Below are 22,940 nucleotides of genomic sequence, written 5' to 3'. Positions count from 1 at the left end.
GATATGATATCGACAGCACAAGGAGGAAAAACATGAGCAAAAAAGTGACTGATACCGTTCAAGGAATGGCTCAGCCCATACTGGATGACCTTCAGCTTGAACTCGTAGACATTGAATTTGTCAAAGAGGGTCAAAACTGGTTCCTTCGCGTGTTTATTGATTCCGATAACGGTGTTGATATTGAGGAGTGCGCCAAAGTCAGCGAAGCGTTAAGCGAAAAGCTGGATGAGGCCGATCCGATCACTCAGAACTACTTTCTTGAAGTATCTTCTCCTGGAGCCGAGCGTCCATTAAAGAAAAAAGCCGACTTCGAAAAATCACTGGGCAAAAATGTGTACATGAAAACGTACGAACCGATTGACGGTTTAAAAGTGTTTGAAGGCAAATTGGCTGAATTTGATGGACAAACTGTTACAATAGAGATGACGGTCAAAACAAGAAAGAAACGGGTCAATATTCCGTATGAAAAAATAGCTAACGCAAGATTAGCTGTAACATTTTAATGAATGAAGTATTAGTGTTTAAGGGGGGAGACCGCTAACATGAGCAGTGAACTATTAGATGCTCTCACTATTCTTGAAAAAGAAAAAGGCATCAGTAAAGACATTATCATCGAAGCAATTGAAGCTGCCTTAATTTCCGCGTATAAGCGAAATTTTAACCAGGCGCAAAACGTACGGGTCGATCTGAACCGTGAGACGGGCACGATCCGCGTGTTCGCAAGAAAGGATGTCGTAGACGAGGTATACGATTCAAGACTTGAAATCTCGCTTGACGACGCCCAGCACATCCATCCGAACTACCTTGTCGGAGATGTCGTTGAAATAGAAGTCACGCCGAAAGACTTCGGCCGCATTGCTGCGCAGACGGCGAAACAAGTGGTGACGCAGCGTGTCCGTGAAGCTGAGCGCGGCGTGATTTACTCAGAATTTATCGATCGTGAAGAAGACATCATGACGGGAATTGTACAGCGCTTAGACAGCAAGTTTATTTACGTGTCTCTCGGCAAGATTGAAGCGCTGCTGCCCGTCAATGAACAAATGCCGAATGAGAGCTATAAACCGCACGATCGGATTAAAGTATTTATCACAAAAGTCGAAAAAACGACAAAAGGGCCGCAGATCTATGTATCAAGAACGCATCCTGGCCTGTTGAAGCGTCTTTTTGAAATCGAAGTGCCGGAAATTTATGACGGAACGGTCGAACTGAAATCCGTTGCCAGAGAAGCGGGCGACCGCTCTAAAATCTCCGTCCGCACTGATGACCCTGACGTTGATCCGGTCGGTTCATGCGTCGGTCCTAAAGGCCAGCGGGTGCAGGCGATCGTCAATGAACTGAAAGGCGAAAAAATTGATATCGTCAACTGGTCTGATGATCCGGTTGAATTTGTTGCCAATGCGCTCAGTCCGTCTAAAGTGCTGGATGTCATCGTCAGCGAAGAAGAAAAAGCCACGACTGTCATCGTTCCTGATTACCAGCTTTCTCTGGCAATCGGAAAAAGAGGGCAAAACGCCCGCTTAGCCGCGAAACTGACAGGCTGGAAAATCGATATCAAAAGTGAAACGGATGCAAGAGACCTTGGCATCTATCCGAGAGAGCATGAAGAAGATGACGATTTAGAGCCGCTCTTTATGGAGCCTGAAACAGCCGAATCGGATGAATAAGAGGTGACTTTAGGTGAATAAGCGAAAAAAAATTCCTCTGCGCAAATGCGTGGTAACGGGGGAAATGAAGCCTAAAAAGGAACTGATCCGAATTGTCCGTTCTAAAGAAGGAGAGATTTCAGTCGATCCGACCGGAAAGAAGAACGGGCGGGGTGCCTATATCACCCTTGAGAAAGAATGCATCTTAGCTGCGAAAAAGAAAAACACATTGCAAAATCAATTTCAATCACAAATCGATGACCAGATTTTCGAAGAATTGCTGGAACTGGCGGAAAAGGTGAAAAAATAACATGTCTGGAATGGAATGGTTTCCCTTGCTGGGTCTGGCCAATCGAGCTCGTAAGGTCGTGTCGGGCGAGGACTTGGTTATAAAAGAAATTAGAAATGCGCGTGCAAAACTTGTTCTGCTGACAGAAGATGCATCTGCGAATACTGCAAAAAAAGTATCCGATAAATGCAATTATTATAAAGTGCCTTATAAAAAAGTCGAAAGCCGCGCGGATCTCGGCCGCTCTATCGGCAAGGAATCACGTGTCGTTGTCGCCGTCACTGACCAAGGTTTTGCGAATAAGCTGATCAGCTTGCTCGATTAATATTTTTGGGGGTGAACGAATGGCTAAAATGAGAGTTTACGAATATGCAAAAGCCATCAATGTTTCAAGCAAGGAAATTTTGACTGCGCTGAAAAACATGGATATAGTAGTAAATAACCATATGGCAATGCTTGAAGAAAAGACCATTAAGCAGCTTGATGCGAAATTTAAAAAAGGCGGCGCCGGCGTTACATCTCAGAAGCCTGCGGAAACGAACAAAAACAAGCCGCAAGGGATTAATCAGCAGCCTGCTGGGAATCAACCAAACAAAATTCGAGACGGAAAGAAGAATGACGTGCAGAATAATCAATTTAACAAAAACAAGAAGAATAACAACAACAACAAAAACAAAAACAAACGCAATCATAACAACAAAAATCAGTATCAGCAAAAACCGCTGAAACCGAAAAAAGAGCTTCCTGAGAAAATTACGTTTTCCGGCTCTTTAACAGTCGGGGCCTTAGCCGAAGAACTTGGCAAAGAACCGTCTGAACTCATTAAAAAACTGATGCTTCTGGGCGTAATGGCTACGATTAACCAGGAGCTTGACAAAGACACAATCGAACTGATCGCATCTGAATACGGTGTGGAAACAGAAGAAGTGATTGTGCTCGAAGAAACAGAGCTTGAAAAATATGAAGAGGCTGACAAAGAAGAAGATCTTCAAATCCGTCCGCCTGTCGTGACGATCATGGGCCACGTTGACCACGGGAAAACGACCCTCCTTGACAGCATCAGAAAAACAAAAGTTGTTGAAGGTGAAGCCGGCGGAATCACCCAGCATATCGGGGCGTACCAGATCGAAGAAAACGGCAAAAAAATCACGTTCTTAGATACTCCGGGACACGCGGCGTTCACAACAATGCGTGCGCGCGGTGCGGAAGTAACTGATATTACCATTTTAGTCGTAGCGGCTGATGACGGCGTTATGCCGCAAACAGTCGAAGCCATCAACCATGCGAAAGCGGCTGAGGTTCCGATTATCGTTGCCGTGAATAAAGTGGATAAAGAAAGCGCGAACCCTGACCGTGTCATGCAGGAGCTGACTGAATACGGACTCGTTCCTGAAGCATGGGGAGGAGAAACGATTTTCGTTCCTCTGTCCGCTCTTACAGGCAAGGGAATTGACGAGCTTGTCGAAATGATTCTGCTTGTCAGTGAAGTGGAAGAGCTGAAAGCCAATCCGAACCGTCAGGCAAAAGGAACGGTTATTGAAGCTGAGCTCGATAAAGGAAGAGGTTCTGTCGCAACACTTCTCGTTCAAACGGGAACATTGCATGTCGGAGATCCGATCGTTGTCGGAAATACATTCGGCCGCGTGCGGGCCATGGTCAATGACCTCGGCCGCCGCGTGAAAACAGCCGGACCGTCCACACCTGTAGAAATCACGGGCTTAAACGACGTACCGCAGGCTGGCGATCAATTCCTCGTCTTTAAAGATGAAAAAACAGCCCGTTCTGTCGGTGAAGCACGCGCTTCCAAGCAACTGGAAGAACAGCGCAGCGACAAAGCGAAGCTGAGCCTCGATGATCTGTTTGAACAAATTAAACAAGGCGATGTTAAAGACATCAATTTAATCGTAAAAGCTGACGTTCAAGGTTCAGCTGAAGCGTTAACAGCCGCTCTTCAAAAAATTGAAGTAGAAGGCGTAAAAGTGAAAATCATTCACACAGGCGTCGGTGCGATTACGGAATCAGACATCATTCTCGCATCAGCTTCAAATGCAATCGTTATCGGGTTTAATGTGCGCCCAGACGGAAATGCTAAGAGCACGGCTGAAGCTGAAAATGTAGATATCCGTCTTCACCGTATCATTTACAAAGTCATCGAAGAAATTGAAGCGGCGATGAAAGGAATGCTTGATCCTGAATACGAAGAAAAAGTCATCGGTCAGGTTGAAGTGCGCCAAACATTCAAAGTGTCGAAAATCGGCACGATTGCCGGCGGATATGTAACAGACGGCCACATTACACGTGACAGCGGACTCCGCCTGATCCGTGACGGCGTGGTCATCTTCGAAGGGGAAGTAGACGTTCTGAAACGCTTCAAAGATGATGTGAAAGAAGTTTCACAAGGATATGAATGTGGTATAACGATTAAGAAATACAATGACATTCGCGAAGGCGACGTCCTTGAAGCGTATGTCATGCAGGAAATCGAAAGAAAGTGATCGGATTTGCGGAATGTGAATGCATCATTTATGATGCGGGATCATTAAAGGAGAAACGAGCCGTTCTGAAGCGGATTATAACGAGGGTTCAGAATAAGTTCAACGTGTCGGCCGCAGAAATCGGCTATCAGGACACTTGGCAGCGGACCAGCTTCGGAATCGCTGTCGTCTCTTCCTCTCACGTTCAGGCGGAAAAGGAGATCCAGCGCGTACTCGCGTTTATTGACTCCTTTCCCGAGATAGAACGGACGATCACTAGAACAGAGTGGTTTTAACTTAGAGGTGATTGAATTGAGTATGAGAGCAAACCGTGTCGGCGAGCAGATGAAAAAAGAGCTCGGGGATATTATCAGCCGAAAGCTGAAAGACCCGAGAATCGGATTTCTCACTGTAACAGACGTACGTGTTTCAGGTGATTTGCAAATAGCGAAGGTGTATATCTCCGTTCTCGGCGGAGAGAAAAAGAAAGAAGAGGCGCTGAAAGGGCTTGAGAAAGCGAAAGGATTTATCCGTTCCGAAATCGGCAGCCGAATCAGACTCCGCAAAACGCCTGAGCTTGAATTTGAATTTGATGAATCAATTGAGTACGGCAATCGTATTGAAACATTGATTCACGAACTGCATTCAGATAAACCGTCTGAATAACGGGAAAGAGGATGGGCGAGTGTCGTCTGTCCTCTTTTCTGCGTTTTACGGGATACAATTGATAACAAAGGAGCGAAAGACAGATGGTTAACGGAGTTCTCCTTTTACATAAACCGGTCGGCATGACTTCTCACGACTGTGTAATGAAAATAAGAAAACTGTTAAAAACAAAGAAAGTCGGGCATACGGGAACCCTTGATCCGGAAGTGTCAGGCGTACTGCCGATCTGTGTCGGACGGGCTACAAAGATCGTTGAGTACGTCACCGACAAGTCAAAAACGTACGATGCTGAGATCACTCTCGGTTTCTCCACATCGACCGAAGATCAGACTGGAGAAACGGTCAGCGTAAAACCTGTCAGGGAGCCGCTGGAAGAAGCGGATATCAAAGCCGTTTTAGACGAATTGAAGGGACCGCAGGAGCAAGTGCCGCCGATGTATTCCGCGGTAAAGGTCAACGGGAAAAAGCTCTATGAATACGCCAGAGCGGGTATTGAAGTGGAGCGGCCGAAGCGGAATATCACGATTGAAGATATCGCGCTCACTTCCCATGTCACTTATAACGAAGACACAGCATCATTCCGCTTTACAGTCACGTGCTCAAAAGGCACTTACGTCAGAACGTTGGCGGTGACAATCGGTGAAAAACTCGGCTATCCCGCGCATATGTCGCATCTCATCCGCACTGCTTCGGGCGATTTCAGCCTTGATGAATGTTTCACGTTTGAGCAACTTGAACAGCAGGTTTCGGACGGAACGGTTGCAGAGCATGCCGTGCCGATCGATAGAGCGCTCAATCATTTGCCGAAATGGGTCATAAGTGATACATTAGCTAAGAAAGCTGAAAACGGGTCAGTGTTTGACATCCCGGCGGAATTTTCTGCAATGACAGCTGACGCCCGTATAGCGGTCTGTACTGAAGACGGAGAATGTGTGGCCATTTATATGCCGCATCCTTCAAAAAAAGGACTGCTGAAACCGGCTAAAGTGCTCATGCAAAAAAGCGAACAATAAGAAAAAAGGTGACCGTTCTGTGAAGACGATACATATTTCTCATCCGCATCATTTACAAAAAGAAGAGCAGCCGGCGTCTGTCATGGCGCTCGGCTACTTTGACGGCGTTCATTTGGGACACCGGAAAGTAATCGGAACAGCCAGACAAATTGCCGAAGAAAAAGGCCTGTCGCTGGCCGTTATGACGTTTCATCCACACCCTTCCCATGTGTTGGGCAGGGACAAAGAGCCAAAGGATCTGATTACGCCGCTTGAAGATAAAATCAGCCAGATCGGGCGTTTAGGCGCTGATGTGCTGTATGTCGTAAAGTTTGATGAAGCGTTTGCGTCTCTGTCTCCAAAACAGTTTGCCGAGGAGTATATTTTAGGGTTGAACGCGCGGCACGCTGTGGGAGGCTTCGATTTTACGTACGGAAAATACGGAAAAGGCACGATGGAGACGCTGCCGGACGATTTAAACGGCAAGGCCGGATGCACGACTGTCGAGAAACAGACCGAGCAGGACAGAAAGATCAGCTCCACTTATATCCGGTCAGCGCTCCAGGATGGTGACGTTGAACTTGCGCACACTCTTCTCGGTCAGCCGTATTTTATCCGGGGCACTGTGATTCACGGAGACAAGAGAGGCCGCACCATCGGTTTTCCGACCGCGAATATCGGCCTGCACAACAGCTATATCGTGCCGCCGACAGGCGTGTATGCAGTGAAAGCCGAAATAAAAGGCGAGGTGTATGAAGGCGTCTGCAACATCGGCTACAAACCGACCTTTTATGAAAAGCGTCCCGATCAGCCGTCAATTGAAGTTCATTTGTTTAATTTTCAACAGGATGTATACGGAGAAGACGTTAAAATCGAGTGGTACAAACGAATCCGAAGCGAACGGAAGTTTAACGGCATCGATGAACTGACGGCTCAGATCGGGAAAGACAAACAAGAAGCGATCCGTTTTTTCAGCAAATAACGGAAAAACATCAAAAGTACACAAATTTTATTCTAAAAGATTTGCATATGGGCGCGATTTTTAGTATCATATGTTTCGTAGTCTTAAAACCATTGCTTGGCAATCCGAAGTCACCGACGGTTGCTAGGTAACTGGGGCTAATTATGATATGGAGGTGAAACAGGATGGCAATTACTCAAGAGCGTAAAAATCAACTCATCAGCGAGTTCAAAACACACGAATCTGATACTGGTTCTCCAGAAGTTCAGATCGCTATCCTAACAGACTCAATTAACAACTTGAACGAGCATTTGCGTACTCACAAGAAAGATCACCACTCACGTCGCGGTCTTCTTAAAATGGTAGGTAAACGTCGTAATCTTCTTACGTATCTGCGTAATAAAGACGTAACTCGTTACCGTGAGTTAATTAACAAACTAGGCTTACGTCGATAATCGTAAAAAGCGGGAGGATTCCCGCTTTTTTATCGTATTAAAGCGAAAAAAATAATAATAAAAAAACAATGAAATCCTTTTACATACTACTTTGACATTGATATGTTCAATTCATTTCGTTCATAATAGGAGTAATTGATTATTTCACACATTAAGAGAGGAGCTCGTAATCGAATGGGACAAGAGAAACATGTCTTTACCATAGATTGGGCCGGCAGACAGCTTACAGTAGAAGCCGGCCAGCTTGCCAAACAGGCAAACGGCGCTGTCATGGTCCGCTACGGCGATACTGCAGTGCTCAGCACAGCAACCGCATCAAAAGAACCGAAACCGCTAGATTTTTTCCCGCTTACCGTTAACTATGAAGAAAGATTATACGCAGTAGGTAAAATTCCGGGCGGTTTTATTAAAAGAGAAGGCCGTCCAAGTGAAAAGGCCGTTTTAGCCAGCCGTCTGATCGACCGTCCGATCCGCCCGCTTTTCGCAGACGGATTCCGTAACGAAGTACAGGTCATCAGCATTGTCATGAGTGTTGATCAGGACTGCTCATCTGAAATGGCTGCAATGTTCGGTTCATCACTCGCTCTTTGCGTTTCCGATATCCCGTTTGAAGGCCCGATCGCGGGTGTGACGGTAGGCCGCATTGACGGGAAATTCGTCATCAATCCGACGGTTGACCAGCTTGAAAAAAGTGATATCAACCTCATCGTTGCAGGCACAAAAGATGCCATCAACATGGTGGAAGCCGGAGCGGATGAAGTTCCTGAAGAAATCATGCTTGAGGCGATTATGTTCGGTCACGAAGAAATTAAGCGCCTGATCGCATTCCAAGAAGAAATCGTCGCAGCAGTCGGCAAAGAGAAAACAGAGATCGAACTGTATGAAATTGACGAAGAGCTCAGCGCAAAAGTAAAAAGCCTTGCGGAGCCGGATCTTCTCAGCGCCATTCAGGTTCACGAAAAACATGCTCGCGAAGACGCGATCAATGAAGTGAAAAATGCAGTTGTCGCGAAATTCGAAGAAGAAGAGCATGATGAAGATACAATTAAAAAAGTGAAACAGACACTGTCTAAACTCGTGAAAAACGAAGTGCGCCGTTTGATCACAGAAGAAAAAGTCCGTCCGGACGGCCGCGGCGTTGATCAAATCCGCCCGCTTTCTTCAGAAGTCGGTCTTCTGCCGAGAACGCACGGATCCGGGCTGTTTACGAGAGGACAGACGCAGGCGCTCAGCGTTTGTACATTAGGCGCCCTTGGAGACGTTCAGATTCTTGACGGTTTAGGCGTGGAAGAGTCAAAACGCTTTATGCATCATTATAACTTCCCGCAGTTCAGCGTAGGGGAGACAGGCCCGATGCGCGGACCGGGACGCCGTGAGATCGGTCACGGTGCTCTTGGAGAGCGTGCGCTTGAGCCGGTCATTCCGAATGAAAAAGACTTCCCGTATACGGTCCGCCTCGTATCTGAAGTGCTTGAATCAAACGGTTCCACTTCACAGGCCAGCATCTGCGCAAGTACGCTTGCCATGATGGACGCAGGTGTTCCGATTAAAGCCCCTGTTGCAGGTATCGCGATGGGACTTGTGAAATCAGGCGAGTACTATACAGTATTGACGGATATTCAAGGGATGGAAGACGCCCTCGGTGACATGGACTTTAAAGTAGCCGGCACGGAAAAAGGCGTGACAGCGCTGCAAATGGACATTAAAATTGAAGGCCTTTCAAGAGAAATTCTTGAAGAAGCGCTTCAGCAGGCGAAAAAAGGAAGAATGGAAATCTTGGACAGCATGCTCAGCACGCTTGGTGAATCAAGAAAAGAACTTTCTCAATATGCGCCGAAAATTTTAACGATGACCATTAATCCGGATAAAATCCGTGACGTTATCGGACCGAGCGGTAAACAAATCAACAAAATCATTGAAGATACCGGTGTTAAAATTGACATTGAACAAGACGGCACCATCTTTATTTCTTCTACTGATGAAAGCAGCAACCAAAAAGCGAAAAAAATCATCGAAGATCTTGTCAGAGAAGTCGAAGTCGGCCAGCTTTACCTCGGTAAAGTGAAACGGATTGAGAAATTCGGCGCTTTCGTTGAAATCTTCAGCGGAAAAGACGGTCTCGTTCACATCTCTGAACTAGCGCTCGAACGGGTCGGCAAGGTTGAGGATGTTGTGAAAATCGGTGACGAAATCCTTGTGAAGGTAACTGAAATTGACAAACAGGGACGAGTGAATCTGTCGCGTAAAGCAGTGCTGCGCGAAGAGAAAGAAAAAGAACAGGAACAACAACAATCTTAAATGAAAACCTAACAAGGAGCCTGGGAGACCCGGCTTCTTTATTTTGAGAAAGACAACAGACGGGTTCTACCTTGTCCTCCTCATACATAATGTGTGATGAGGGGGGAAGGACATGTTGAAAAAATTCGTGCCGTTTGCCGTTTTTTTATTTCTTTTTTTTGTTTCGTTTGAAATGTTAAAAAACCCGTATACAGTTGATTACATAGACGCAATGAAAAAAGACGCGGTAACTGTGTCAGCATCAAAAGATCCGCTCTATGAAGAATTACTGCAAAAAGCGTCAGAGTATGAAGTGAAGCCGCAAGACGCTCGGATTGATAAAATATGGAAGAGTATACCGGGATATAACGGTTTAAAAGTCAATGTGGAAAAATCCTATAAACAAATGAAAAAGGACGGAGAATTTCACGAAGACGACCTTGTCTATGAGCAGGTAAAGCCGAAAGTCCATCTTGATTCTCTGGCGCCCGAACCCATTTATAAAGGAAATCCCGACAAACCGATGGTCGCCTTCCTGATAAATGTCGCCTGGGGAAATGAATACGTGGAGCAAATGCTGCCTATTCTGAAGCAGCACCAGGTCAAAGCAACTTTCTTTCTTGAAGGGAAATGGCTGAAAAACAATCAGGAACTGGGGAAAAAAATAGCGGCAGACGGACATGAAATCGGAAATCATTCATACAATCACCCTGATATGAGCAAACTGACTTCAGGAAGCATTTCCGAACAGCTTGACAAAACCAATGCACAAATCAGCGAGACGCTCGGCATGAAGCCGAAATGGTTTGCGCCGCCAAGCGGCAGCTTCAGAAAAGCCGTGGTCGACCTTGCGGCGGAAAAAGGAATGGGCACCATCATGTGGACCGTTGACACCATTGACTGGCAAAAACCGTCTCCCGCTGTTTTACAAACAAGGGTCTTGAGCAAAATACATAACGGAGCCATGATTTTAATGCATCCGACTGATCCGACTGCGAAAAGCCTGGATACACTGATTGCAAAAATCAAAGAAAAAGGCTACGCGCTCGGCTCAGTGTCTGACTTAATGGATGAAAACAGGCTGATGAAGTAGCAGGCAGTTGCCTGTCTTTGAATAGGAGGAACAGACTTGATAAAACGCTATACATGCCAAAACGGTGTAAGAGTTGTGCTTGAAAATAATCCAACGGTGCGGTCTGTGGCAATCGGCGTATGGATCGGGACGGGATCACGTCATGAAACGCCGGAGACAAACGGTATTTCGCACTTTCTTGAACATATGTTTTTTAAAGGAACAAATACCAGGTCCGCACGTGAAATCGCAGAATCCTTCGATCGGATAGGCGGCCAAGTGAATGCCTTCACTTCAAAAGAATATACGTGCTATTACGCCAAAGTGCTGGATGAGCATGCAAACTACGCACTTGATGTGCTGGCTGATATGTTCTTTCATTCTGCTTTTGACGAAGATGAGCTCAAAAAAGAAAAGAACGTCGTATATGAAGAAATCAAAATGTATGAAGACGCACCGGATGACATTGTCCACGATCTGCTGAGCAAAGCGACATACGGCAATCATTCGCTCGGATACCCGATTCTCGGGACGGAGGAAACGCTTTCGTCGTTTAACGGCGATTCTCTCAGACAGCATATGGATGACTTTTACACGCCGGACCGCGTCGTCATTTCTGTCGCCGGAAATGTAACGGAACAATTCATTAAAGACGTGGAGAAATGGTTCGGTACATACGAAGCGAAGGGCAAAGCAAGCGGCATCAGCGAGCCTGAGTTTCATTATGAAAAGCTGACGAGAAAAAAAGACACCGAACAGGCGCATCTCTGTCTCGGTTTCAAAGGCCTGAAAGTCGGAGATCCGGACATTTACGATTTGATCGTCTTAAACAACGTGCTTGGCGGAAGCATGAGCAGCCGTCTTTTCCAGGATGTGCGCGAAGATAAAGGACTGGCCTATTCTGTATACAGCTATCACAGTTCCTATGAAGACAGCGGTATGCTGACGATTTACGGAGGCACCGGCGCGAATCAGCTCGGACTTCTGTCTGAAACCATTCAGGAAACGTTATCGGTTCTAAAACGTGACGGTATCACCCCGAAAGAGCTGGAAAACAGCAAAGAGCAAATGAAGGGGAGCTTAATGCTCAGCTTAGAAAGCACAAACAGCAAAATGAGCCGGAACGGGAAAAATGAACTCCTGCTCGGAAAGCATAAGACTATGGATGAAATTATCGCTGAATTAAATGCGGTCAGCCTGGAAAGCGTCAACGGCCTCAGCCGCCGCTTATTTACGGATGATTACGCACTATCGCTCATCAGCCCGACCGGCAATATACCGGCCTCGTCTTAAGCTGCAAAGCAGTCTGCCTCTGTACGGGGCAGGCATTTTTTTTTGCTCCGGGTCATATAGTACAAGGGGGTGGCTATCATGAGGCTCAGTGAACTGTCAGGTAAAGAAATTGTGGACATTAAACGGGCAGAGCGGCTCGGCGTGCTCGGCCAGACCGATTTGGAAATTAATGAACAGGACGGACAAATTACCGCGCTGTTGATACCGACGGTAAAATGGTTCGGACTGCGAAAACAAGGCCACGACATCCGCGTCCCCTGGAACCATATCCAAAAAATCGGGTCAGACATGATCATTTTAGACGTTCCGGGGGAGATCACGCCTCCCGAAGAGTAGATCTTATTCATTTTTTGCAAGCACCGGCTCATACAGCCGGTGCTTTTTTTATGAAAAAGACGCTGTACATTCACCGCCCTTTCTCTTTGCACATACGATGAAGAGGAGGATGACACTTAAAGGATCCAGTAACTGTAAAGAAGGTGAACGTTTCAGATGTTAACCGGATTAACAATTGCGATCATTGGCGGTGACGCAAGACAGCTTGAGATTATAAGAAAGCTGACAGAACAGCATGCCGATATTTATCTTGCAGGGTTTGACCAATTGGATGACGGTTTTACAGGAACCGTCAAATGCAAAATTGATGAGATTCCCTTTCAAAAAATAGACAGTATCATCCTGCCTGTATCGGCAACGACCGGAGAAGGCGTTGTTTCCACGGTTTTTTCAAATGAAGAAGTGGTATTAAAGCAGAGCTATCTTGAGCGGACACCGGAGCATTGCGTCATTTATTCAGGCATTTCCAATGCATATCTTGAGGGGATCGCCAGCGAAGCCGGCCGTAAGCTTGTGAAATTATTTGAGCGGGACGACATCGCGATATTCAACTCGATTCCCACTGTTGAAGGAACAATCATGATGGCGATTCAGCATACGGATTATACCATTCACGGATCAAATGTCGCCGTTCTCGGCATGGGGCGCACCGGTATGACGATCGCCCGGACGTTTGCAGCGTTAGGGGCGAAAGTAAAAGTGGGCGCGCGGAGTTCGGCTCATTTAGCCCGTATATCGGAAATGGGGCTTTCTCCTTTTCAACTTGAAGAGCTTACTGATCATGTAAATGATATTGATATCTGCATTAACACCGTACCGAGCTTGATTCTGAATCAAAGCGTTTTATCGCGCATGACGCCGAAGACCTTGATTTTGGATTTAGCATCCCGTCCGGGCGGAACGGATTTCAAATATGCTGAAAAACAAGGCATTAAAGCGCTGCTTGCTCCGGGTCTTCCGGGAATTGTGGCCCCGAAAACAGCCGGACAGATTATTGCGAACGTATTGAGCAAGCTTTTGGCAGACTTAAAGAAAGAGGGGAAATAACCATGTCTCTGAAAGGGAAAAGAATTGGATTCGGATTAACCGGCTCGCATTGCACATATGAGGAAGTGTTTCCGCAAATAGAGGCGCTTATCAGTCAAGGAGCTGAAGTCCGGCCGGTCGTGACATCAACCGTTCAATCGACCGATACCCGCTTTGGGGAGGGGGGAGATTGGGTCAGAAAAATTGAAGAAACAACAGGCTTTGAGGCGATTGATTCCATCGTAAAAGCGGAGCCACTCGGGCCGAAACTTCCGCTCGACTGCATGGTCATCGCCCCTTTAACCGGAAATTCAATGAGCAAACTCGCAAATGCGATGACCGACAGCCCCGTCCTTATGGCTGCGAAAGCCACGATCCGCAACGGCCGCCCGGTCGTGCTCGGAATTTCAACAAATGACGGACTCGGTTTAAACGGAACGAATTTGATGAGGCTGATGTCCGCAAAAAACATATATTTCATCCCGTTCGGCCAGGATGACCACGTGAAAAAACCGACATCGCTCGTCGCCAGAATGGATCTCCTTCCGATTACGGTAGAAAAAGCTCTTTTGCACCAGCAGGTTCAGCCGGTGCTCGTACACCATCATGAATAAAAAATCATGATGACAGAAAATCATTCCGGAATAAAAAAATTCGGTCAATCCGTGACTATTCTATGGTAAAATAAAACGTAAAATGCAAAGTCAATTCAACAAATGATGCTTAATTGGCGGAAGGAGTTTTACAGATGGGAAGAGGATTACACGTAGCAGTTGTCGGAGCGACGGGAGCCGTAGGACAGCAAATGCTGAAAACACTGGAAGACAGAAACTTTGAAATCGAAACACTCACACTACTATCCTCAAAGCGTTCTGCTGGTACGAAAGTAACGTTTAAAGGCGAAGAATATACAGTGCAGGAAGCTGTTCCTGAAAGCTTCGAAGGCGTTCATATCGCGTTATTCAGCGCCGGCGGAAGCGTATCACAAAGCTTGGCGCCTGAGGCTGTAAAACGGGGAGCCATCGTGATTGACAATACGAGCGCATTCCGTATGGACGAAAATACACCGCTCGTGGTGCCTGAGGTGAACGAAGGTGATCTGCACAAACATAACGGCATTATCGCCAACCCTAACTGTTCAACGATTCAGATGGTGGCTGCGCTTGAACCGATCCGCAAAGCGTACGGTTTGAAAAAAGTCATTGTATCTACTTACCAAGCTGTGTCCGGAGCCGGCAATGAAGCGGCGAAAGAATTGTACAGCCAGACAAAGGCGATTTTAAACAATGAACCCGCAGAACCGTCCATTATGCCGGTTAAAGGCGACAAAAAGCATTATCAAATCGCATTTAACGCCATTCCGCAAATTGATAAATTCCAAGACAACGGCTATACGTTTGAGGAAATGAAAATGATTAATGAAACGAAAAAAATCATGCATATGCCGAAGCTGGAAGTGGCTGCGACATGTGTAAGACTGCCGATTGAAACAGGGCATTCAGAATCTGTTTACATTGAGCTTGACCGTGATGACGCAACCGTTGAAGATATTAAACAGCTTTTAAAAGAAGCTCCGGGTGTTACGCTTCAGGATGATCCGGCGGAGCAGCTTTACCCGATGCCTGCTGATTGCGTCGGCAAACGCGATGTATTTGTAGGAAGAATTCGGAAAGATTTGGACAGAGCAAACGGTTTTCATTTGTGGGTTGTTTCTGATAACCTGTTAAAAGGCGCCGCTTGGAACTCAGTTCAAATCGCGGAAAGCCTGCAAAAACTGAACCTCGTATAAAACAAACGTATTTTCTATAGGCGAACAGAAGAGAGTAAGGCTCTGCCTGCTCTCTTCTGTTACGTCAGACTAATTTGGAGTGAAAATAGTGAAGATCATTGTTCAAAAATTCGGCGGAACATCCGTAAAAGATGACAAAGGCCGCAAGCTTGCGCTAGCACACATAAAAGATGCCATAAGTGAAGGTTATAAGGTTGTCGTTGTCGTATCGGCGATGGGAAGAAAAGGAGACCCGTACGCGACAGATTCTTTAATCGGGCTCCTTTACGGCAGCCAGTCCGACATTTCTCCGAGAGAGCAGGATATGCTTCTGTCTTGCGGAGAAACGATTTCGTCCGTTGTTTTTTCCAGCATGCTGAAGGAAAACGGCATAAAAGCCGCAGCTTTAACAGGAGCTCAGGCCGGCTTTTTAACCAATGCCCAGCATACTGACGCCAAAATTATAGAAATGAAAACAGAGCGGCTTTTCGCTGCACTCGCCAGCCATGATGCCGTCGTTGTCGCAGGCTTTCAGGGAGCGACTGAAAAAGGCGACACGACGACGATCGGCAGAGGTGGAAGCGATACATCAGCGGCGGCGCTCGGCGCGGCGGTTGATGCTGAGTTTATCGACATTTTTACGGACGTGGAAGGTGTTATGACAGCCGATCCGAGAATCGTGGAAAATGCTAAGCCGCTTCCGAATGTCACATATACGGAAATCTGCAACCTTGCTTATCAAGGCGCGAAAGTCATTCATCCGCGCGCGGTGGAAATCGCCATGCAGGCAAAGGTGCCGATCCGCGTGCGCTCCACTTATTCAAAAGACAAAGGCACTTTGGTGACGTCCCATCATTCGTCTAACATCGGCAGCGATGTATTCGAACGGCTGATTACGGGGATCGCCCATGTGAAAGACGTGACGCAATTTAAGGTTCCCGCCAAAATGGGGCAATACAACGTTCAGACTGAAGTCTTTAAAGCAATGGCAAATGCCGGAATCAGTGTAGATTTCTTTAACATTACGCCGAGTGAAATCGTATATACCGTAGCCGGCAGTAAAACGGAAGCCGCGCGCAGCATTTTGGCTGAATTAGGATATGAGCCGACAGTGACGGAAAGCTGTGCGAAAGTGTCAGCGGTCGGCGCCGGAATAATGGGTGTTCCGGGTGTCACGTCAAAAATCGTCTCCGCACTTTCTGATAAAGGCATTCCGATTCTGCAATCTGCCGACAGCCATACGACGATCTGGGTGCTCGTTCATGAAAAAGATATGGTAACGGCCGTAAATGCGCTGCATGAAGTGTTTGAACTTTCAAAGTAAATGTGATTGAATCATGATGAGGTGAAAAAAATGAATGTCGGAAATATATCTACAGCGATGATTACCCCCTTTGACAGTAAAGGGAATGTAGACTTTCAAAAACTGTCTACATTAATCGACTATTTGTTGAAAAACGGCACGGATTCTTTAGTCGTCGCAGGCACGACCGGCGAATCCCCGACACTTTCAACGGAAGAAAAAATTGCACTCTTTGAATTTACAGTCAAAGAAGTGAACGGACGCGTGCCTGTTATTGCGGGTACGGGAAGCAACAATACGAAAGACTCCATTAAACTGACAAAAAAAGCTGAAGAAGCCGGCGTCGATTGCGTTATGCTTGTCACGCCGTATTATAATAAGCCTTCCCAAGAGGGGATGTACCGTCATTTTAAAGCCATAGCTGAAGAAACGTCTCTTCCTGTGATGCTTTACAACGTGCCGGGCAGAACGGTCGCTTCGCTTGCGCCGGAAACGGCCATCAGACTTGCGGAGATTCCGAATATCTCTGCGATTAAAGAAGCGAGCGGCGATCTTGATGCCATTACGAAAATCATTGCCGAAACACCGGAAGATTTTTACGTCTATTCAGGTGATGACGGGTTAACGCTTCCTATTCTTGCAGTCGGCGGAAGAGGAGTCGTGTCAGTGGCCAGCCATATTGTGGGTTCTGACATGCAGCAGATGATTAAAAACTATACGAACGGGCAGACGGCAACCGCGGCACTGATTCATCAGAAGCTTCTGCCGATCATGAAGGAGCTCTTTAAAGCGCCTAATCCGGCTCCGGTCAAAACGGCGCTGCAGCTGAAAGGCCTTGATGTCGGATCTGTGCGTCTTCCTCTTATCCCGCTGAATGAAGATGAACGTCTGAGCCTGAGCAGCGTCATCAGCGAACTGTAAGAAGAAATTTATACAGTTGAAATACGCGGTCATTCTCATTTTTATCGTGAGTTTGACCGTTTTGTATACATATTGGTTTTCCCTAAACCTTCCGCTTCTTCTTGTTTTCTAAAATTGATATCAGTTATAATAGGAACAAGTGATGATGGACGGGTATGAGACTAGGAGGATACAGATTTTGAAAAAGAAAAATACAGAAAACGTCAGAATTATCGCCCTTGGCGGCGTCGGAGAAATTGGGAAGAACCTATATGTCATTGAAATTGACTCAGACATATTTGTAGTGGATGCGGGGCTGATGCACCCTGAAAATGAAATGCTCGGTATTGATGTCGTCATTCCGGATATTTCCTACTTAGTAGAACGGGCTGACCGCGTGAAGGCCATCTTTCTGACACACGGGCACGATGAAAACATCGGGGGCGTCTTTTATTTATTGAACAAGCTGTCGGTGCCGGTATACGGGACGAAGCTTACGCTTGCATTACTGAGAGAAAAACTCAAGCAGTACGGGCATAATCGAAAAGCTGATTTACGTGAAGTTCACTCTAAATCAGTCATTACATTTGAATCAACGAAAGTATCGTTCTTTAAAACGATTCACAGTATTCCGGATTCAGTGGGAGTCAGCTTCAAAACATCACTTGGCTCTATTGTATGCACGGGAGACTTCAAATTTGACCAGACGCCTGCTTATCATCAATCATGTGATATTGGCGAAATTGCCAAAATCGGAAACAGCGGCGTGCTCGCCCTGCTTTCTGACAGCGCCAATGCGGAGCGCCCGGGGTATACTCCGTCAGAAGCATATGTAAGCGGTGAAATTTCCGATGCGATGAACAATTCAGAAAACCGTGTCATCATTGCTGTATTCGCGTCTAATATCAACCGGATTCAGCAAGTGATACAGGCTGCCGTCCAGAACGGACGCAAACTTGCAATCGCCGGAAAAAATCTGCAAAACGTGCTTCAGCTTGGACGCAAGCTCGGCTATATTGAAGCCGAAGATGAAATGTTTATTCCTGTGCAGGATGTGAAAAAATATCCGAAGCGGGACGTGGCAATTGTTACAGCCGGAAGCCATGGTGAGCCGCTGGCCGCTCTTACGCGAATGGCCAAGCAGGCGCACAAGCAGCTTAACATTGAAGAAGGAGACACGGTTGTCATTGCATCAACACCGATTCCGGGGCATGAATTGATATATTCCAAAACCGTCAACCTGCTTGCCCGCGCCGGCGCTCAAGTCATTTTCGCCCAAAAACGAGTGCATGTGTCCGGTCACGGTTCGCAGGAAGAATTGAAACTCATGCTTAATTTGCTGAAACCGAAATATTTAATTCCGGTTAACGGTGAATTCAGAATGCAAAAAGCGCATTCCAAAATCGCAGAAGAGATCGGCATGAAACGCAGCGACATTTTCTTGATTGAAAAAGGTGATGTCGTTGAATTCCGCGGCCAGAATGTGAAAATCGGGGATAAAGTCACATACGGAAACGTTCTGATTGACGGCCTCGGAGTCGGCGACATCGGCAACATCGTGCTGAGAGACCGCCGCTTATTGTCACAAGACGGCATTCTCATCGTCGTGATTTCACTCGATAAGCAGAAGAAGAACCTTGTTTCAGGCCCTGAGATCATTACGCGCGGTTTCGTGTATGTCAGAGAATCAGAGGGGTTAATTGTACAAGCTACTGAGCTCGTCCGCTCTATCGTGACTGAAGCGACGGAAACATCTGCCGTAGAATGGTCCACGCTGAAACAAGCAATGCGTGATGCGCTGAATCAATTCCTTTATGAAAAAACAAAACGCAAGCCGATGATCATTCCGATTATTATGGAAGTATAATGTATACAAAGCCGGAGCGCATGATGCTCCGGCTTTGTTTTTGTTCATGTCCCGGATGGAAATCATCATCTTTGTTCATAATACAAAGAGACATTCGGAAAGGGTGAAAGATAAAATGGATCATCGTATGGAAAACACCGAAGAACAGCAGCCCGAAAAATCAGATGCGAAAGACAGCATTATGAGCAAAATTCAGCAGCTGGGAGAGACATCTCTGCCGCAAATGTCCCAAGATACCAATATTCACTGCCTGACGATCATCGGCCAAATTGAGGGGCACGTACAGCTCCCGCCGCAAAATAAAACAACCAAATATGAACATGTCATTCCGCAAATCGTCGCCATTGAGCAAAATCCGAAAATCGAAGGACTTCTGATCATCTTAAACACCGTCGGAGGCGATGTGGAAGCGGGGCTTGCGATTGCGGAAATGCTCGCATCCTTATCAAAACCGACCGTCTCAATCGTACTCGGCGGGGGCCACTCCATAGGTGTGCCGATCGCCGTGTCATGTGATCATAGTTTTATCGCGGAGACAGCGACAATGACCATTCACCCCGTTCGGCTTACAGGTCTGGTTATCGGCGTTCCGCAAACGTTTGAATATCTGGATAAAATGCAGGAGCGGGTCGTCAACTTTGTGACCCATCATTCAAATATTTCCGAAGAAAAATTCAAAGAGCTGATGTTTTCAAAAGGAAACTTAACCAGGGACATCGGAACAAACGTAGTCGGCAAAGATGCGGCTGATTACGGATTAATTGATGCCGTGGGCGGCGTCGGACAGGCGATAAAAAAGCTGAATCAGCTGATTGAGGAACGAAAGGGCGAGGAAGGAAGGATGATTCAATGATCCTTTATACCGTCATGCCACAAGAAGTCGTTTACGGTCAGGATATAGAGCAAAGCGTGCATGAACAGGTAGATTACGCCGGCGTGCCGCTGCTGGTTGAGATGAAGGGAAATGAAGCTGAAGTCGTACAGATTTTAAGTACGAACCCGATGGATTTTCTGAATCCGGACATCGCTCCGGGACAAAAAATCAAGCTGAAAATCTAACCGGCATTCAGTCCGTTTCTCGGGGGCAAAATATGCTATAATAGGGGAATCCTACAGAAAAATGCAGCCGGCAAAAGGCTGCTTTTCTTCATGATGTATGATTTTACATTTTTTAACGCAGTAAGGTGATGAGTGTGGCAAAGAAAAAACGGAAATCTAAAAAGAAACAAGAGAGTAAGCTCAATCTAAAATACGAACTAAGCGGACTGCTCTGTGTTGCAATCTCGATTATTGCTGTTTTGCAGCTCGGCGTTGTGGGACAGACATTTGTGTACTTGTTCCGTTTTTTTGCCGGAGAGTGGTTTATTTTATGCTTAATTGCGCTCTTCCTTCTCGGAATTTCGCTGTTTTGGAAAAAGAAGAGTCCAAGCCTTTTAACGAGGAGAAAGGCAGGGTTGTACTGTATTATCGCCAGTATTTTGCTGCTGTCTCACGTGCAGCTCTTTAAAAATCTGTCTCATCACGGGTCGATTCGGTCGGCAAGTGTCATCGGCAACACGTGGGAGCTGTTTATGATTGACATGAAACAGCAGGCTGCTTCCCCTGATTTGGGCGGCGGCATGATCGGCGCGGTGCTGTTTGCAGCTTCCCACTTTTTATTTGCATCAACGGGTTCACAGATCATGGCGATCGTGCTGATCTTAATGGGACTGATTCTTGTAACGGGGCGTTCACTGCAGGAAACGCTCAAAAAGTGGACGAGCCCCGTCGGCCGGTTTATCCGCGGTCAATGGCAGGCATTTCTTGAGGATATGAAAACGGTCAGAACGAATATGTCTTCGCCGAAAACAAAAACCAAATCGGGCAAAAAACAAAAACGGGTTCAGAAGAAAAAAGAAATGCCTGAGCCCGAAGAAGAGGATGAGGAAATCATTTCGCCGATCATCCATTCAGAGCCGATTATTTCAAGCTTTTCAGACCGTCAGGAAGAACGCGTCGAACCGCTGATTCCGGAAAAAATGCAGGAGGCGGCGCAAACGGCAAAAGATGAGCCTTCCGGCGGCGTTCAAGACAGTGACGAAACGGCTGCGGCTCCGCCGATGACGTTTACAGAGCTTGAAAATAAAGATTATCAAATGCCTTCATTGGACATCCTGGCTGACCCGAAACATACCGGCCAGCAGACCGATAAGAAAAACATTTACGAGAATGCAAGAAAACTCGAACGGACTTTTCAAAGCTTCGGTGTAAAGGCGAAAGTGACCCAAGTTCATCTCGGCCCGGCGGTCACAAAATATGAGGTGTATCCGGACGTCGGGGTCAAAGTCAGTAAAATCGTGAATCTGAGCGATGACCTCGCGCTCGCGCTTGCCGCCAAGGATATCCGGATAGAAGCGCCGATTCCGGGCAAATCAGCAATCGGCATCGAGGTGCCCAATGCTGAAGTTGCGATGGTTTCGTTAAAAGAAGTGCTTGAATCCAAACTCAATGACAAGCCGGACGCGAAGCTTCTGATCGGCTTGGGACGAAATATTTCCGGGGAAGCCGTGCTTGCCGAACTGAACAAAATGCCCCACCTGCTCGTAGCGGGGGCAACGGGAAGCGGAAAAAGCGTCTGTGTCAACGGTATTATTACGAGCATTCTGATGAGGGCCAAACCGCATGAAGTGAAGATGATGATGATTGACCCGAAAATGGTTGAGCTGAATGTGTATAACGGCATTCCTCATCTGCTTGCGCCGGTCGTGACAGATCCGAAAAAGGCCTCGCAGGCTTTGAAAAAGGTCGTCAATGAGATGGAGCGCCGCTACGAGCTCTTCTCCCATACGGGTACGAGAAATATAGAAGGCTATAACGACCATATTAAGCGGTCAAATGCCGAAGAAGAAGTCAAGCAGCCTGAGCTGCCGTACATCGTCGTCATCGTTGACGAGCTTGCCGATCTGATGATGGTCGCTTCTTCCGACGTGGAAGATTCAATTACGAGACTTTCACAGATGGCGCGGGCGGCGGGAATTCATTTGATTATCGCGACTCAGCGGCCTTCAGTCGATGTCATTACCGGTGTTATTAAAGCCAATATTCCGTCAAGAATTGCCTTCAGTGTCTCATCTCAGACCGATTCACGGACAATTTTAGACATGGGCGGCGCTGAAAAGCTTCTGGGGCGCGGAGACATGCTGTTTCTGCCTGTAGGCGCAAATAAGCCGGTGCGTGTGCAAGGGGCATTCTTATCCGATGAAGAGGTTGAGCATGTCGTCGATCATGTCATTACGCAGCAAAAAGCGCAGTATCAAGAAGAGATGATTCCGGAAGAAGTGTCGGAAACACACAGTGAAGTAACGGATGATCTCTATGACGAAGCGGTCGATTTGATTATCGGCATGCAGACGGCATCAGTCTCCATGCTTCAAAGGCGGTTCAGAATCGGATATACGAGAGCTGCCCGTCTGATTGACGCAATGGAGGAACGGGGCGTCGTCGGGCCGTATGAAGGAAGCAAACCGAGGGAAGTACTATTATCTAAGGAACAATATGATGAGCTCTCTTCTTAAAAAGGAGAGAGTTTTCACTGAAAATGATATCACCAAAATCATTCCTATTTATTTTTTTATTAAA

At 46.7% G+C, this 22,940-nt stretch carries 23 protein-coding genes; all 23 read left to right on the top strand.

The features are described from left to right. Positions 1-32: 32 nt before the first annotated feature. The 23 genes from rimP to AC2CGA_RS02600 all read left to right on the top strand — a co-directional run bounded on the left by rimP (position 33) and on the right by AC2CGA_RS02600 (position 22,876). Positions 33-503 (top strand): ribosome maturation factor RimP, encoded by a 471-nt coding sequence (gene rimP, locus AC2CGA_RS02710; RefSeq protein ID WP_003154197.1) that lies wholly within the window; start codon positions 33-35, stop codon positions 501-503. A 39-nt stretch (positions 504-542) separates the two neighbouring features. Beyond that, positions 543-1,664, top strand: coding sequence for a transcription termination factor NusA (gene nusA, locus AC2CGA_RS02705; protein WP_003154195.1), 1,122 nt, complete (start codon positions 543-545; stop codon positions 1,662-1,664). A gap of 13 nt (positions 1,665-1,677) precedes the next feature. Further along, a complete protein-coding gene (rulR, locus tag AC2CGA_RS02700) occupies positions 1,678-1,953 on the top strand; it encodes a glucose-induced regulator RulR (RefSeq protein ID WP_003154193.1) in 276 nt (91 codons plus the stop codon). A gap of 1 nt (position 1,954) precedes the next feature. Further along, positions 1,955-2,257, top strand: a complete 303-nt coding sequence (locus AC2CGA_RS02695) for a YlxQ family RNA-binding protein (RefSeq protein ID WP_003154192.1) — start codon at positions 1,955-1,957, stop codon at positions 2,255-2,257. Between the two features lie 19 nt (positions 2,258-2,276). Beyond that, entirely contained in the window at positions 2,277-4,427 is a 2,151-nt protein-coding gene (infB, locus tag AC2CGA_RS02690; RefSeq protein WP_003154190.1) for a translation initiation factor IF-2, read from the top strand. After that, positions 4,424-4,702, top strand: a complete 279-nt coding sequence (locus AC2CGA_RS02685; RefSeq protein WP_003154188.1) for a DUF503 domain-containing protein — start codon at positions 4,424-4,426, stop codon at positions 4,700-4,702. Before infB ends, AC2CGA_RS02685 begins: the two co-directional genes overlap by 4 nt. 16 nt (positions 4,703-4,718) lie before the next feature. Continuing rightward, complete coding sequence (rbfA, locus tag AC2CGA_RS02680) at positions 4,719-5,072, top strand: 30S ribosome-binding factor RbfA (protein ID WP_003154185.1); 354 nt, start codon at positions 4,719-4,721, stop codon at positions 5,070-5,072. An 83-nt stretch (positions 5,073-5,155) separates the two neighbouring features. Beyond that, the gene (gene truB, locus AC2CGA_RS02675; protein ID WP_060657306.1) at positions 5,156-6,085 is read left to right on the top strand and encodes a tRNA pseudouridine(55) synthase TruB; all 930 of its coding nucleotides are present in this window, start codon (positions 5,156-5,158) and stop codon (positions 6,083-6,085) included. Between the two features lie 19 nt (positions 6,086-6,104). Beyond that, positions 6,105-7,046 (top strand): bifunctional riboflavin kinase/FAD synthetase, encoded by a 942-nt coding sequence (gene ribF / locus AC2CGA_RS02670; RefSeq protein ID WP_003154183.1) that lies wholly within the window; start codon positions 6,105-6,107, stop codon positions 7,044-7,046. Between the two features lie 164 nt (positions 7,047-7,210). After that, a complete protein-coding gene (gene rpsO / locus AC2CGA_RS02665; RefSeq protein ID WP_003154182.1) occupies positions 7,211-7,480 on the top strand; it encodes a 30S ribosomal protein S15 in 270 nt (89 codons plus the stop codon). A 174-nt stretch (positions 7,481-7,654) separates the two neighbouring features. Then, complete coding sequence (gene pnp, locus AC2CGA_RS02660) at positions 7,655-9,778, top strand: polyribonucleotide nucleotidyltransferase (protein WP_003154181.1); 2,124 nt, start codon at positions 7,655-7,657, stop codon at positions 9,776-9,778. Between the two features lie 112 nt (positions 9,779-9,890). After that, the gene (locus AC2CGA_RS02655; RefSeq protein ID WP_003154180.1) at positions 9,891-10,850 is read left to right on the top strand and encodes a polysaccharide deacetylase family protein; all 960 of its coding nucleotides are present in this window, start codon (positions 9,891-9,893) and stop codon (positions 10,848-10,850) included. Between the two features lie 36 nt (positions 10,851-10,886). Continuing rightward, positions 10,887-12,122, top strand: a complete 1,236-nt coding sequence (locus tag AC2CGA_RS02650; RefSeq protein ID WP_003154178.1) for a M16 family metallopeptidase — start codon at positions 10,887-10,889, stop codon at positions 12,120-12,122. Between the two features lie 78 nt (positions 12,123-12,200). Further along, positions 12,201-12,458, top strand: coding sequence for a YlmC/YmxH family sporulation protein (locus AC2CGA_RS02645; RefSeq protein ID WP_003154176.1), 258 nt, complete (start codon positions 12,201-12,203; stop codon positions 12,456-12,458). Between the two features lie 156 nt (positions 12,459-12,614). After that, positions 12,615-13,505, top strand: a complete 891-nt coding sequence (gene dpaA / locus AC2CGA_RS02640; protein WP_003154173.1) for a dipicolinic acid synthetase subunit A — start codon at positions 12,615-12,617, stop codon at positions 13,503-13,505. 2 nt (positions 13,506-13,507) lie between these two features. Further along, positions 13,508-14,098: a dipicolinate synthase subunit B gene (dpaB, locus tag AC2CGA_RS02635; RefSeq protein ID WP_003154171.1), complete on the top strand. Its 591-nt coding sequence runs from the start codon at positions 13,508-13,510 to the stop codon at positions 14,096-14,098. Positions 14,099-14,232: 134 nt separating this feature from the next. Further along, positions 14,233-15,273, top strand: a complete 1,041-nt coding sequence (gene asd, locus AC2CGA_RS02630; RefSeq protein WP_003154169.1) for an aspartate-semialdehyde dehydrogenase — start codon at positions 14,233-14,235, stop codon at positions 15,271-15,273. 88 nt (positions 15,274-15,361) lie between these two features. Next, on the top strand, positions 15,362-16,576 hold the full coding sequence (gene dapG, locus AC2CGA_RS02625; RefSeq protein WP_003154168.1) for an aspartate kinase: 1,215 nt from the start codon (positions 15,362-15,364) through the stop codon (positions 16,574-16,576). Positions 16,577-16,606: 30 nt separating this feature from the next. Then, the gene (dapA, locus tag AC2CGA_RS02620; RefSeq protein WP_003154166.1) at positions 16,607-17,476 is read left to right on the top strand and encodes a 4-hydroxy-tetrahydrodipicolinate synthase; all 870 of its coding nucleotides are present in this window, start codon (positions 16,607-16,609) and stop codon (positions 17,474-17,476) included. Positions 17,477-17,654: 178 nt separating this feature from the next. Beyond that, positions 17,655-19,322, top strand: a complete 1,668-nt coding sequence (gene rnjB / locus AC2CGA_RS02615; RefSeq protein WP_003154163.1) for a ribonuclease J2 — start codon at positions 17,655-17,657, stop codon at positions 19,320-19,322. A 115-nt stretch (positions 19,323-19,437) separates the two neighbouring features. Then, positions 19,438-20,175 carry a ClpP family protease gene (locus AC2CGA_RS02610; RefSeq protein WP_003154162.1) on the top strand — a complete coding sequence of 246 codons (738 nt, stop codon included), beginning with the start codon at positions 19,438-19,440 and terminating at the stop codon, positions 20,173-20,175. Then, positions 20,172-20,381, top strand: a complete 210-nt coding sequence (locus tag AC2CGA_RS02605; protein WP_003154161.1) for a YlzJ-like family protein — start codon at positions 20,172-20,174, stop codon at positions 20,379-20,381. Before AC2CGA_RS02610 ends, AC2CGA_RS02605 begins: the two co-directional genes overlap by 4 nt. A gap of 134 nt (positions 20,382-20,515) precedes the next feature. Then, on the top strand, positions 20,516-22,876 hold the full coding sequence (locus tag AC2CGA_RS02600; protein ID WP_015388225.1) for an FtsK/SpoIIIE family DNA translocase: 2,361 nt from the start codon (positions 20,516-20,518) through the stop codon (positions 22,874-22,876). Positions 22,877-22,940: the final 64 nt, after the last annotated feature.

The sequence above is a fragment of the Bacillus sp. SYZHCR11 genome, from assembly GCF_057196865.1.
The sequence above is the reverse complement of the archived record's forward strand: the minus strand, read 5'-3'. Positions and strand labels throughout refer to the sequence as shown.

Bases quoted from the DNA above. Each gene is read 5' to 3' on its own strand.
- AC2CGA_RS02605 (WP_003154161.1), top strand. From the start codon at position 20,172: ATGATCCTTTATACCGTCATGCCACAAGAAGTCGTTTACGGTCAGGAT.
- rpsO (WP_003154182.1), top strand. From the start codon at position 7,211: ATGGCAATTACTCAAGAGCGTAAAAATCAACTCATCAGCGAGTTCAAA.
- rimP (WP_003154197.1), top strand. From the start codon at position 33: ATGAGCAAAAAAGTGACTGATACCGTTCAAGGAATGGCTCAGCCCATA.
- AC2CGA_RS02655 (WP_003154180.1), top strand. From the start codon at position 9,891: ATGTTGAAAAAATTCGTGCCGTTTGCCGTTTTTTTATTTCTTTTTTTT.
- truB (WP_060657306.1), top strand. From the start codon at position 5,156: ATGGTTAACGGAGTTCTCCTTTTACATAAACCGGTCGGCATGACTTCT.
- AC2CGA_RS02695 (WP_003154192.1), top strand. From the start codon at position 1,955: ATGTCTGGAATGGAATGGTTTCCCTTGCTGGGTCTGGCCAATCGAGCT.
- asd (WP_003154169.1), top strand. From the start codon at position 14,233: ATGGGAAGAGGATTACACGTAGCAGTTGTCGGAGCGACGGGAGCCGTA.
- dapA (WP_003154166.1), top strand. From the start codon at position 16,607: ATGAATGTCGGAAATATATCTACAGCGATGATTACCCCCTTTGACAGT.
- pnp (WP_003154181.1), top strand. From the start codon at position 7,655: ATGGGACAAGAGAAACATGTCTTTACCATAGATTGGGCCGGCAGACAG.
- infB (WP_003154190.1), top strand. From the start codon at position 2,277: ATGGCTAAAATGAGAGTTTACGAATATGCAAAAGCCATCAATGTTTCA.
- dpaA (WP_003154173.1), top strand. From the start codon at position 12,615: ATGTTAACCGGATTAACAATTGCGATCATTGGCGGTGACGCAAGACAG.
- AC2CGA_RS02610 (WP_003154162.1), top strand. From the start codon at position 19,438: ATGGATCATCGTATGGAAAACACCGAAGAACAGCAGCCCGAAAAATCA.
- AC2CGA_RS02645 (WP_003154176.1), top strand. From the start codon at position 12,201: ATGAGGCTCAGTGAACTGTCAGGTAAAGAAATTGTGGACATTAAACGG.
- nusA (WP_003154195.1), top strand. From the start codon at position 543: ATGAGCAGTGAACTATTAGATGCTCTCACTATTCTTGAAAAAGAAAAA.
- dpaB (WP_003154171.1), top strand. From the start codon at position 13,508: ATGTCTCTGAAAGGGAAAAGAATTGGATTCGGATTAACCGGCTCGCAT.